Annotated in this window: 12 protein-coding genes and 1 pseudogene; 10 read left to right on the plus strand and 3 right to left on the minus strand. The window is 39.5% G+C overall.

Features of this window, described 5'->3' with window-relative positions:
- Positions 1–53: 53 nt before the first annotated feature.
- The 8 genes and pseudogenes from AC04NP_RS25105 to AC04NP_RS25140 all read left to right on the plus strand — a co-directional run bounded on the left by AC04NP_RS25105 (position 54) and on the right by AC04NP_RS25140 (position 9,211).
- Positions 54–1,022 (plus strand): FecR family protein, encoded by a 969-nt coding sequence (locus AC04NP_RS25105; RefSeq protein WP_482862778.1) that lies wholly within the window; start codon positions 54–56, stop codon positions 1,020–1,022.
- Positions 1,023–1,187: 165 nt separating this feature from the next.
- On the plus strand, positions 1,188–4,460 hold the full coding sequence (locus tag AC04NP_RS25110) for a SusC/RagA family TonB-linked outer membrane protein (RefSeq protein ID WP_482862780.1): 3,273 nt from the start codon (positions 1,188–1,190) through the stop codon (positions 4,458–4,460).
- Positions 4,461–4,479: 19 nt separating this feature from the next.
- Positions 4,480–6,222 carry a RagB/SusD family nutrient uptake outer membrane protein gene (locus tag AC04NP_RS25115; protein ID WP_482862781.1) on the plus strand — a complete coding sequence of 581 codons (1,743 nt, stop codon included), beginning with the start codon at positions 4,480–4,482 and terminating at the stop codon, positions 6,220–6,222.
- Positions 6,223–6,615: 393 nt separating this feature from the next.
- Entirely contained in the window at positions 6,616–6,849 is a 234-nt protein-coding gene (locus AC04NP_RS25120) for a hypothetical protein (RefSeq protein WP_482862782.1), read from the plus strand.
- A 16-nt stretch (positions 6,850–6,865) separates the two neighbouring features.
- On the plus strand, positions 6,866–7,174 hold the full coding sequence (locus AC04NP_RS25125; RefSeq protein WP_482862783.1) for a Fic family protein: 309 nt from the start codon (positions 6,866–6,868) through the stop codon (positions 7,172–7,174).
- Positions 7,158–7,457, plus strand: coding sequence for a hypothetical protein (locus AC04NP_RS25130; protein ID WP_482862784.1), 300 nt, complete (start codon positions 7,158–7,160; stop codon positions 7,455–7,457). The genes AC04NP_RS25125 and AC04NP_RS25130 overlap by 17 nt, the downstream gene beginning before the upstream one ends.
- Positions 7,458–7,503: 46 nt before the next feature.
- Positions 7,504–7,856 (plus strand): annotated as a pseudogene (locus AC04NP_RS25135) (IS481 family transposase); the annotation flags it as partial.
- Between the two features lie 623 nt (positions 7,857–8,479).
- Positions 8,480–9,211, plus strand: coding sequence for a DUF6733 family protein (locus AC04NP_RS25140; RefSeq protein ID WP_482862785.1), 732 nt, complete (start codon positions 8,480–8,482; stop codon positions 9,209–9,211).
- Between the two features lie 123 nt (positions 9,212–9,334).
- Here the strand turns inward: AC04NP_RS25140 and AC04NP_RS25145 are convergent, their stop codons facing one another.
- Both AC04NP_RS25145 and AC04NP_RS25150 read right to left on the minus strand, forming a co-directional pair.
- A complete protein-coding gene (locus tag AC04NP_RS25145) occupies positions 9,335–9,550 on the minus strand; it encodes a hypothetical protein (RefSeq protein WP_482862786.1) in 216 nt (71 codons plus the stop codon).
- Between the two features lie 477 nt (positions 9,551–10,027).
- The gene (locus AC04NP_RS25150) at positions 10,028–10,237 is read right to left on the minus strand and encodes a hypothetical protein (protein WP_482862787.1); all 210 of its coding nucleotides are present in this window, start codon (positions 10,235–10,237) and stop codon (positions 10,028–10,030) included.
- 557 nt (positions 10,238–10,794) lie between these two features.
- Between AC04NP_RS25150 and AC04NP_RS25155 the strand changes: the two genes are divergently transcribed.
- Positions 10,795–11,562, plus strand: a complete 768-nt coding sequence (locus AC04NP_RS25155; protein ID WP_482862788.1) for a hypothetical protein — start codon at positions 10,795–10,797, stop codon at positions 11,560–11,562.
- Between the two features lie 177 nt (positions 11,563–11,739).
- Positions 11,740–12,486: a hypothetical protein gene (locus AC04NP_RS25160; protein ID WP_482862789.1), complete on the plus strand. Its 747-nt coding sequence runs from the start codon at positions 11,740–11,742 to the stop codon at positions 12,484–12,486.
- Positions 12,487–12,814: 328 nt separating this feature from the next.
- On the opposite strand, the gene AC04NP_RS25165 is transcribed toward AC04NP_RS25160, so the two are convergent.
- Positions 12,815–13,212: hypothetical protein (locus AC04NP_RS25165; RefSeq protein ID WP_482862790.1), on the minus strand; the 398-nt coding region annotated here is incomplete at its 5' end.

The following is a 13,212-nucleotide window of genomic DNA, read 5'->3' on the forward strand; positions in this document are numbered from 1 at the left end:
ATATCGGAATACCCAATATTGGCCTCTTTGAATACTTCTTCATAAAGATGCCCATGAAAAAAGAAAAATTCATAGCGCTCGCCAAAAAATATCACGCAGGTCAATGCTCAACTGAAGAGAAAAATCTTTATGAAAAAGTATATAATGAATTCATGAATGATGATTCATTAGCCCCCATTTGGAATGAAAAGGAAAAAGAAAATACAAGAAAAAAAATACTATCAGGAATAGAGATCAGGAGATTTGAGAAGAAGAGAGAAAGAATTTGGTTAAACCGAATGGTCTGGCGGATTGCAGCTTCCGTATTGTTGGTTGTAGGCATCGGCCTGACATCTTATTTCATTGGCAACAGGGAGGTCGAGGTGAATTACTTAACGAAATCTACCACAAAAGGACAAAGATCCGTAGTCACGCTAAGTGATGGATCGGTTATCACCCTTAATTCCAAAAGTAAATTAGCCTATCCCGAGAAGTTTTCTGGTAAAACGCGGGAGATTACCCTGGAAGGGGAAGCTTTTTTTGAAGTACAAAAGGATCCGGAAAGAACCTTTATTGTCCATACTGGTGATGTCGTTACAACCGTGTTAGGGACGTCGTTTAACGTGAGAGCTTTTGAAGAAGCGCAGGTGGAGGTAACAGTGGCTACGGGAACCGTAAAAGTGGCTGCCAACGCTACCGGTAGGGAGGTATTACTAACAAAGGGACAACAGGCTATTTACTCCGGGAAGTTAAGTGATATAATTACACGAGATGTCGACCCGAGGCGGTATACTTCATGGATCGGCAGATCGCTGGAATTTGATATGATGCCTTTCAAGGAAGTAGTAAATATCCTGGAGCGAACTTACAACACGGAAATCAGGATACAAGGTACAGGTTCTGACGAATGCCTGATTCGAGGAAAGTACGATAATGAAAAGTTAATTAACGTGCTCAAAGGTCTCCAATTTGTAGTCGATTTTGATTACTACGTAGCCGAAGATGACATCATTATTATAGATGGAAAAGGATGTATTAATTAGAAAACAGATGCATATGGAAAAATCCGACTGAAACCGATACAATTTTATGGCTTACCAGGTAGGCAGTAAAAAGTCCGAAGCTGTTGGCGCAGCATCCGGACCCGTTTCTTTTCCCGACTAATCGGTTCGGGAATAAAACTAACTATTTATACTGATAATAAAATTATGAAATCTGATTTACTTAAACTATTGATGTTCGCATCAAAACAAGCAATTTATGTTTTTTTTATACAGGTGATTGCCATGCAATTTCTGATCGCGGAACCTTCAAGAAGCCAGAACTTAAGGGAGATAGGCATTACTTTACATTTAAAAAACACTTCCCTTGAGAATGCTTTAAGTGAAATAGAGAAAAGCACGGCCTTTAACTTTACATATGGTCACCATGTAAAGACCAAAAAAGGGCTTATCAATCTGGAGGTTGAAAACGGAAATTTGCGTGAAGTGCTGGAATCCATCGCTTCCCAAAGCAAATTTAATTTTCAAAGAATTAATCAAACGATTTATGTTGTTCCAAGGAAAAATCGATCCGGGAAAAAATACATCACCGAAGAAATTACCGACCGGGAGATTAGTGGAAAGGTGACGGATTCGGAATCCAATGAGCCGCTGATCGGGGCCTCGGTCATGGTACCAGGGACTAATTTAGGGACGATCACTGATATTGACGGAAATTTCAATCTCTCCATACCGGATAGCGTTGAATATGTGGTATGCTCTTTTGTAGGATATGAAAGAATTGAGGTTCCCATAGGGAATCAAGTGATTTTTAACATATCAATGAAGACCAATATTTCAGCGCTTAACGAAATTGTGGTGGTGGGATATGGAATCCAGAAAAAGAAAGATGTAACTGGCTCAATCGGGTCTGTAGACAGGAAAGATTTCAATAGAGGAATCGTAACAAATCCCGGTCAGCTTTTACAAGGTAAGGTTGCCGGCGTAAATGTTTCCAATGTTAGCGGGGAGCCCGGGGCGTCACAGGACGTTATTATTCGTGGCGTAGGTAGTTTGCGATCGGGCACAACACCACTTTATGTAATTGATGGTTTTGCTTTGGACAATTCCGGGACAGGCGTGGCGACAAACCCCCTGAACTTCATCAATCCACAGGACATAGAAAGCATCGATGTATTGAAAGACGCTTCCGCAGCCGCTATTTACGGGGCACGGGCGGCAAACGGGGTAATTGTGATTACCACGAAAAAAGGCAAAACCGGAAAAACTAAAATTGACTTGGATATTTCTTCCGGTCTTTCCGGATTGGCCAATAAAGTGGATGTTTTTGGCGCTGATGAATTCCGGAGTCAGGTAGTGGCCGCGGGCGGCACGTTGGATGATGGTGGCACCAATACGGACTGGCAGGACGAATTAACCAGAACAGGGGTTTCTAAAAATATCAACCTGGCTGTAAGCGGAGGCACGGACAAATCATCATTCTATTCGGCCCTGGGTGTAGATGATCAGGAGGGCATTTTGAGGGGCAACGATTTAAAACGCTACTCAGGCCGTTTAAATCTAACCCAAAGTGCTTTGAATGATCGTTTACAATTGACGCTTAATTTAAACGGCAGCAGGACCGAGAATTTAAGGGCCGACTCCAGGGCTATTATAAGTAATATGTTACAGTTGAACCCCACCACACCTGTTTATACCAATGGAGAGCCTACGCTATTGGACAATATGCTCAATCCGCTGACCCGTGAGGAGATTTACAGTGATGATGCCGTCAACCATCGCATTTTGGCCAATATCGCCCCTTCTATTGAAATTGTTAAAGGGTTAACTTATAAATTGAACCTGGGTGTCGATTATTCTTCTACCAACAGGGACATACAATACAAACCCTATTCCTTACTGGAAGATTACATCAACGGATCGTTGAATTCCATACATACTACCAACAGGAACACTTTGGTAGAGAATACCCTGAACTACAATTTTGTTCGGGAGTACCATAGCCTGACATTATTGGCCGGGCATACCTATCAGGAAACCTATGTGCACCAAAAGCGTTTTAGCATGGAAGGTTTCGCTGACAACGGCATAGATCCAAAATATCAGGACCAGATTAGTGGGGAAGGCACCCCGACTTCTATGGAGACTTTTGCTGTTAAAAACGAGCTGCAGTCTTTCTTCGGGAGAGTAAACTATGGTTTTGCCGACAAGTATTTGCTGACGGCGACCATGCGTGCCGATGGTTCGTCAAAATTCGGCGGAAACAACAGATACGGTTATTTTCCTTCAGTGGCCCTTGGATGGAACATCATGAATGAAGATTTCTTAAGTTCCTTCACGGGAATCGACAATCTTAAACTAAGGGCCAGTTGGGGTCAAACGGGGAACCAGGAAATTCCTTCCAAGATCACAAAATTGAGTTTTACCGATAGCAAGGATGAAAACGACTCTTACCCCATAGACGGAACCGAAAACTCTATAGAGGACTATCCCTACGGTACTATTTTTACACGTTTGGCCAACCCGGATATTCAGTGGGAGGTTTCCGCACAAACCAACGTGGGCCTGGACTTTGGGATTTTTAACAATAGATTATCAGGTACCATAGATTACTTCCATAAAGTTTCTGAAAATATTTTGTTAGAGGTTACCCCTGCAGATCCTATTCAGCCCACAGATAAATATTGGACCAACATTCCCGATATGAAGATCAAGAACTCCGGTATTGAGGTTACATTGGATTATCGAAGCGATATCGTCAAAGATTTTGCCTACAACCTGGGGGGTAATATAGCCTATACCAAAAACAAAGTGGAGAATTCCCCATATAAAGTATTGACCACTGGTGCGGCACAAGGAGCTGGCCAAACAGGCGCCACCATCAACGGAAATATTAATGGAGAAGCCATAGGATCTTTCTACATGCAGGAATTTTTGGGAATTGGAGAAGATGGCCTAAGCATTTTATCTGACGATCGTGTAGTGGTGGGCAGTGCTTTACCAGATGTTGTGTATGCTTTTTACCTAAACTTACAATACAAAAATTTTGATTTAGGGTTAAACTTTAACGGGGTTTCCGGTAACCAGGTCTACAACCATACGGCCATGTCCCTGTTCAAAAAAGGGCTTTTGGCGTCCAATTTCAATACAACTGATATTGCTTCTGAATTTTCCAACGAAGACATTACCAACTCCAATGAAGTATCTACCCGTTATTTGGAAGATGGTGGTTTCCTGCGTTTAAATAACGCTACTCTGGGATACAACCTAAAACCCGAGCTAATCGGTCTGGAGGGTTTAATCAGTGCCATTCGTCTTTCCGTCACCGGACAGAACTTATTTGTGATAACAGATTACAGCGGGTTTGACCCGGAAATTAACTCTAATCTTACCATCGATGGGATTCAGACTTTTGGGATTGATTACTTCAATTATCCAAGGGCCAGGACCCTTTTATTTAGCTTAAACGTATCATTCTAATCGCAAAAAACACTTCAAGATGAAGAATAAAATAATATTCGCACTTTTCGGGATCAGTTTATTATCAGTCGTAGGCTGCACCGATTTAGAAGAAGAAGTTATAGACGAATCCCTTACGGGAAGCGGACAGGCAGAAGTCATTAGCGGTGCCATTGCACCGGCTTACGGGCAAATTTCATGGGCCTGGAGACATACCAGTTACTACGGTTTACAATTGATCCCTTCGGATGAGGCCATATTGCCGTATCGCGGTGGAACAGACTGGTATGATGGAGGTAAATTCATCGAGGCCCACACCCATGACATTGCGCCAGGCAACGATATGGTGGGCAGTTCCTGGAACGAGGTTACCAAGAATATCTCCAGAACCCTTTCCGCCATCGAGGTGTTGAAACCACTTGCCGAGGAAGGAGATACCGAAGCGGAAGGAGCCCTGCACGAAATGATAGCCCTGAGAGCCTATTTGAACATGTTGATGCTGGATAGTTGGGGGCTGGTGTTCAAAAAAGAGACGTCGGGGGAACTTTCTGAAATTCTTAGAAAGCAGGACGCCATTGACTACATTGAAAGTGAGCTTTTATCAGTGCTGGATGTAATCAATACAGATAAAGGTCCAGGTAGAATGACGCAAGCTGCGGTTTGGGGCTTTTTGGCAAGATTGAATCTCAACGCTGCGGTATACCGTGACCCTTACGGAATACCAAACTTCACTACCGAAGATATGGACAAGGTGATTGGGTATACGGATAACATTATCAACTCGGGCTCATTCTCTTTGTCTCCGGAATATTTTGATCTGTTCAATGATGACAACCACGACAATCCCGAATTGATCTTTGCATTGGACCAACGCGGTGTTCTTAGGAGGGAGCATAGCCGTTGGGCTTATTGGTCGCTTGCAGGATCATGGTTCCCAAGACCGGAATTTCCAAGTGCAGATGGCACAGACGGCCCCGCCATTACACCGGATTTTTACCAAACCTGGATAGACGCCTATGGGAATGCAGACCCTGCCGGGACCGATGCAAGGTTCTACCAAAAGAATCAACTGATTCCCGAAGAGCTTCAAGACCTCACGGGACTTTCACCGGTAAATGATGAAGATCATTACTATTGTATGGCTGCTGAGGAATTTGAAATTGACAGAGGTATTATGCGTGGTGTTATATGGGGCCCAAGAAAAGATGAAAACGGTTCTTTCTATACCTGCAACGGGGGCTACAGAATATACCCGGTAAAGCAAATCAAAGGCAACGGTCCGGATAGGGATGTAGGTTACGTAAACCACGAAATGCAGGTTGACTTCACAAATGAGGGCAGGTTGCATGCAAAAGGTTACCGTGTTTCAAAATACCAGTTCAGCCATACCTCACCCAATGGTAATAATTACAGTAGTGTAGACCTTGTATTGATGCGTTATGCCGAAATACTCCTGATGCGGGCGGAGGCAAAATTGAGAAAAGGGGATAACGCTGGTGCTTTGATTGATGTTAACACAGTAAGGACGTCCAGAACGGCACGTGAACCAATTCCGCCGGCACTTCCATCCATCGATTTGGAAATTCTTTACCGCGAACGTGGTTTTGAGCTCTACTGGGAAGGTTTCAGGCGTGGGGATCAAATTCGTTTTGGCCACTATGAAGATCCCTGGACAGAAAAGACTGACAGTGACGTACACCATAGATTGTTCCCCATTCCACAGAATGCCATTGACGGTGCATCAAATGTGGAAGGTTACCTGGAACAAAATATGGGTTACTAAACAACTGTTTTTAAGAGCATGCGGCAAGATAACTCTCCTCTTGCCGCCCCCTTCCTGACCTCCAGGGAGGATTTGTTGCTTCTTTTACTTCCCAGATCGTCTTAATTGCCCATCATTCTTATACTTAAATCGAATTCAGGTTAGTTAAGCTTTTAAAAGCTGTATGGACAAAAAACCATTGCCAATCCTTATAACCTTCAGTCTGTGTTCAATATCCGGAAGGATATGTTTTGGTACCTGAAATACACAATACCTTATACTAATGTACATCAAAACAGGCTGCATGTACCTATTTCCAGAATAGGTGCATGCCGTGCATATAAAATAAATTTATGTACATAAATTATAAGTTTTGGAGATGAATTTACGCTTGGTAAAACAAAATATCAGAACATGAAGAAACCAAAAGATGGAAACGTCGATAAGCTGATAGACAAGGTGCTAGCAGGGGAAGACCCGAAAAGTGTAATAGAAAATGCTGTAAATGCTACTGTTCCATACAACAACTTGCCACCCCTTCCGCCGGAAACAGAAATAGAGACCATTCAAGTATTAAAAAAAGTGGCAAAGGCAAGGGCAGCACTGGCCGAAATGGAAAAAAATCATATATACACCCCCTACGGGTGAAGATGTGATAAGAAAGATGTTACAACAATTAGAAACATATATAAATACAGATAATGATATGGATCCGTTAGTCAAAATGGTTTTGATCCATTATCAATTTGAATCGATTCACCCTTTTTACGATGGTAACGGCAGAACGGGAAGAATATTAAATATTCTTTACTTGGTATTAAAAGGACTGCTTGATACGCCTTTACTTTATCTAATCTCCTATATCATCAAAAAAAAGAAAGATTACTATGACCTGCTATCAAAGGTTCGCCACGATAAAAAATTGGGAAGAATGGATAAAATTTATTTTGACAGGGGTGGAAGAAACTGCTAAAGAAACCGCAGTGCTCATATACAATATCAAAGCGCTTCTGGACAAAACCGTTAAGGATATAAAGGAAGAAGCCCCGGAAGTCTATTCAAAAGAGCTGGTGGAAATCTTGTTTGAACATCCTTACTGCAAAGTTTCCTTCATTGTGGATAAGGGATTGTATGAAAGAAGAACTGCCATGAAGTATCTAAGAGTACTGGAACAAAAGGGGTTTTTAACAAGTACGAAGCGGGGCAAGCAGGTGTTATTCATCAATACAGCATTATATGATTTATTGAAACAATGAACCACTACCAGGAAGAAAAAACCGCAGTGCTCCATCCGTTGAAGAGGGGGTTTTCATCTCTCCATGTGGTGTGCGCTACGTTTGGCTGCGCCATGATCTGGAAACCTTTAAAAAGCGTTTAAAGGCTTTAGAATCAAAAGCAGCCCAAGAAGGCCGGCCTGGTCTTAACCGAAGCTCAGGTAGTTGCCTTAGAGAAGGCCAAAGAAGAAAAGAAAGCAACCGGAGAAGTAGAGACCAGAGACCCTTCATCCTGGTTATCTTGGTGCCCAGGATACTTATTATGTAGGTACAATCAAAGGCGTAGGGAGGGTCTATCAACAAACTTTCATTGATACCTATGCAAAAGTAGCTCATGTGAAGCTATATGATCGAAAAAATGCCCTGGTTGCCGCTGATTTGTAAGCTTACTGTAAACTACCTGTTTGAAAATTTGGGTCATTGGGCTAATATAGCATGCAAAAAGCGCTAAGCGTAAACCATCACAGCGCGAAAGTGTACACATCGTGTTTTTGATAGCACGTTTAGATTTATTGAAAACTGCATTTAATAAAAGCTTGCCTCCCCAAAAAATGGTCTGGAAGCAAAGGGGGATAGGTGCGGTCCTGTTTTCCTAGAAAGCTTACAATCTAACCGTTACTAACCGTTAGTTGGCTAAGCTAAAAATTAAGGAAGCTGGCAGGTGAGTAAGGTGTTATTAACACATTTTTGTCAGCTTCAAAGCGTAGAGCGACCCGATCCGGTTCACATTAGAAACATCCTGACTGCTGAAACCATCAGCATCAGGTATAAACAGGCAGTGAAGCCTAAGAAAATTCGCAAAAAAACGATGTGACATGCTTTTTTTTTGAAAAAATTACATTAAACAAACAATCATTTTGTAAAAAATGGAAATATTAAAATTTTATTTTATGAAAGTATTACTACTAAAAATGATTGTATTAGTTTTACAATCATCTTAACTAATTAAATTATAGTATTTCTGATTATAAAACTATTGTATCTCCAACAAAAAATTAATTATTATGAAAAGACTTTATGTTGCCATTTTGTTAGTGTTGTTGGCTCAGGCTGCATTTGCGCAGCAAGAAGAAGAGCCTAAATTTGGAATGAGTGTATCGCTGAACTCAGACTCTTTTTTTGGCTTCTATCCTTTTTTCGCCGGCTCTTATAAGGCCGGTGATAATATTGATTTTACTTTTTACGGCATACTCTGGTCAGGCGGTACTGGTGAGAACTGGGGTAACTGGACAGAATTTGGGATAGGTATCGGTTTCCCCGTGGGTGAGGCCCTTTATGTAAATCCCCAGATAGGCTTGCTGAACGGTAGTCTTACCTCGGGATTAGGATCGCCTGTTTTGGGAGAGGGGATCGTACCCAACCTTACCGTAAGACTCAACACTGATAAAATGGAAGGTGAGTTGTATGCCGGCTATTACAATGGGTTTGACCATGGAAATCCTGTCACCAACAACTACTTGCACTATTGGCTCAACGGGGGTGTTAAGATCGGTTCTTTCTTCTCTATGGGATTACATCTTGAGCACTTAAGGTTTACTGGAGGCGAAAACCAGGAATCGGATGCATCTACTGATCTGTATGTGGCACTGGGTCCATACATCCAGTTTGCCGACCCTGACGGTGGCCCATTTGCCCGATTCACAACCGGTAGCGACCTGCGCTCGGATGAAGAGGTCGACAAAAGCGGCGTTGACCTCTCTTCTTTCTTCAAAGTCACTGCCGGATTTAGCTTTTAGGTAAAAATATTTGTTTTATGGTTACAAAAGTGTGGCTGGTGCAATTCTATCAGCCTCACCTTTTTTGTTTTCGCAGGCTGGGATTATGTTGCATACTCAATAATAAAATTTACCTAATTCTCATTATTTCAGTTTCTTGGTGTTTTTATTATTCAAAAGTGATTGCATCTGGGTAATAGCTATTTTGTTCAATTGCTTCAGCCGTTCGCTTTGGTTTAAAACCTGCCGGATCAGGACAGCATTGATGCTTTCCATATTGCTCAAAACCACCAGTTGTTCAATAGTAGCCGTATCCCGAATGTTGCCTTTCGTATTAGAATTAGCTTCCCGCCACGCCATTGTTTTGCCGTCATCCCAAATAGATCCATATTCAGCATATCGGCTTCATCGGCATATACGAAATTAATTTTGTCTTTTGACAGCGTGGGTGGGATCAGGTTTCGTTTGCTGACTTCTCCTTTTTCTGATACAAAGTTTTTGAGCAAGTCCAGAAATAGATATCATATCCGTTTGTATAGAAACAAAAGGGAAGCTCATAATCTTGTGTTGACTGAATGTTGTAGCAATATTGTTTGGCTTATTTCAGTCGCTGGTCTATGATTGCTTTCCGCGTCAGTTTTTCTGTTTTCAAACTCTAAATTCCGTTTCAATCAAGTTTCACAAAATATTGAATTCTTGGCAGATAGTATTTATCAAACGAATCAAAAGTATATTGATTATTCCGCCGTGATTTCGTATTGGCAATTTATCGCTTAAAGGATCATGTTTTGTGATAATATTGTAAACAGTAACTTATTCTTCCGGACTTTTACATGGTTATATAGTAATGACATTAACGCTCTGTGCTTTGGTCACTCTTTCTAAAATTAGTGTCATCGACATATTCCATTTATTGAATTTTAAATACTGCCTGCTGTCTGACACCGATTTCTCGGCTACTGTTTCCTGCCAGATGTCCGACAGTTCAACTATTTGCCTGATTTTTCTTTCAATGTGTTTTGTAGAAGATTTGCTAACATTTCCCATGAGTAAAATATATAAACTTCTGGGGTTGTTCCAAAAAAGTTACTTGGGGGCAAAAATTAAAATCAAAAGTTGTATAAATACCAATTGATATATTTGACTATAACTAAATATAGTCCAAATTAAACAAAAAAAGGACATTTCCACGATTTTGATGAAATGTCCCTTAATGCAGGGATAGAGGGATCTGGATCGAACTTTTTGGGGGAAGACTTGGAGAGAATGGAGGAGTATTTTGAGTTACTTAATTGATGACCTTCTCAAATCTGTTTAAAGTAGTAGCGAAAGGACAAATATCGTACCCTTTCATCGTAGATTTACAACAGATACTGATCTTTAGCCGTTTCGCTTAAAAACCTAACAATGTTTTTTTAAATTTCTAATCCCCATGATTAGGGTATGTAGCGATGACTTAGCTATATGTGGTGATTTATGAACTTTCCCTAAGAGTTTTTACCTTTACCCAAGGCTTCAAAAACCTTGAATTCAAAGAAAATATAACATTGATATCACGGATAGTGGTCAATAGCTGGTTATTATCTGATTTAGAAAAGTAGAAAATGAAGGAATTTAGTAACTATGAAAAGAAGATACTGTCAAAACTCGTCGAGATTGAAGAAACACCAGGTGGGCTTAATGTTTTTGGTAATATTATTGATTTTGAACTATATCCTAACTTCTACATAGAGCTTAAATCCGAAGATGATTGTCCAGTTAGCATTGCCAAGTCTTACATAGACCAAATAGCTGAAGAATATGGAAACATAGGCATTAGTGAAGTAATAAAACAACTAAGCAACAAACTATTTTATATAGTTAGACTCTTCCAATATTTAGAAAGGGAAGGACAAATTTATTTGACTGGTGAAGTTGATCTAGCAAGTTTGGGTAGCACATTTGACCAAACTGAAACTCCTGTAGTGTATAAACTTAATGACAAGGAAACAGTAAGCTTAATATATCACATTTCGAGAAAAAGGATCGTTCCAAAGGATTCATTAATTAAGTTCGTAAAAAATGGTTTCAAAACAGATGCTGAACTTAAAGCAGAGAGAGAACAAAAGACTACCTCAAAAAAACTTAACTGGACAGCAGTCGATGTTATTGCTACAACCGCTGGGCTTATCATGTCAAATGCTCTTGAAATAATTAAGATGAATAGCGATGGAACAAACAAAATAGAAATCATCAATGATAAATTGAACTTTAAGGTTGAAAACGACTCTTTTAAAATGAGTATAGAAATCGATAGGTTTAATGATAGCATGAAATTGGATACACTAACATTAAGGGGTAACAATAAGGCACAGGCAGGTAACAAACGCTAAAAATCCATTTACCGATCGAGCATATGCAAAGTTTCTAATTTCAAAAGGAAGTAGTAATTGTCACTTTTTAAAATTGTCCTTCAGAGTTATTATCAAATTACTAATACCCATTATCAATAAAAAAGTATATTGGAGTTTAGTCCCAGTAATAAGGGATTATAGTATCACAATAGAAAAATGAAAAAGTTTATTGCATATTTTGATTATCTTGGATTTAAGCAATTTATTGAAAACAATGACCTTAGTTATCAAAAAAGCACTGTTAATATGATTTTTCGGGATATCGAAAGTGCTTTGAGCGGTGGGAAAACTAAAGATGCGCCACAGGGGCGAACATTTGATATTGCTAAATCAAACATCAACTGTATTAACTTTTCAGATACTGTTGTTTATTGGACTAATGATGATTCTAAGGATTCCCTTAGAAGTATCCTTGAGGTTTCCTATAGGTTTAATTGGCAGGCCATTATTTTTTGTTTTCCAGTGAGGGGTTCGCTAGTCTATGGAGAAATTGAACACAGAGATTATAAATCAGAGAGTGATGTTGGGGGATTATATAACATAAATTCCGTTTATGGTAAAGGGCTTGTGAAGGCACATGAAAAAGCAGAGAAGCAACATTGGGCTGGCACTGTAATAGATGAATCATTTATTAATAAGTTAACTAAAAAGGGATATTCAGTTGATAAATATCTTGAACCATTTGCCAAGAAATATAAAGTCCCCTATAAAAACGGTATTACTCTTCCAGAACAATTTGTAATGCGAATTGTAGAAGGAAATTTAGATAATATGTCCTTTAATAATCAAAAGAAAAATATTATAGATAATTTTTCCAAACATAATAAATCAGCTAACAGCCAAGATGTACAGGAAAAAATTAATAATACTATTAATTACCTTTCTAGTTTTGTAAAAGTGTAATTACTTTTTGTGCTTTATTTGTTAAATTTTTTGTACTTCCTTAGCACCTCACTTAACCACAAGACCAAACTTCTAAAATCAGGGCAACCGTCTCGTATTATAAAACATAAAGCCTATTATCAGACAAAAGGAATAAAAAATATATGGGGTTAGTTAAATCCACCCAAAACCAATGAATGAATTTGATCGGAACCATAAGCAAAAACTGAAACCCTGGCAGAATAAATTTGTATTAGGCATCGGTTAAAAATACAAGATGGCAATCACGAATTTTTGTAAAAACTGGAATGAAATTGTAAACCTGATTGATTTTATGTAACAACCATTGCTACTTAACCTTCGCATCCGCGCCCCGTTTTTTAACCACTAAATCAACATAAAATTTAAAAGCCCGCTTCAAAAGTTCTTTCTCATTTTCCGGATCAACGTTTTCAACCAATTGGGTTTGACGATCAAAATACCACTCCTTAAATTCATCGGAAAGATTATTGTCAAAACCAATAAGGGCTGAAATTAAAGCACTAAAGTCCAAAAAGCCAGCATAGGTATCAATTCCTTTATTATTCAAATCATTGGTGAATTTCACGTTTTTCAATTCTAACCTAATTAGAAATATGGCAAGCTCAACTTTTGGAGGGAGGTTAACTAATAGTTGGTTTTTCGGAATTTTGATTTTCATAGCTTTGTAGTATTTATTTTGATCCTTTTTTATTAAATCTTTGCAAT

Source organism: Agaribacillus sp. DX54, from assembly GCF_056858335.1.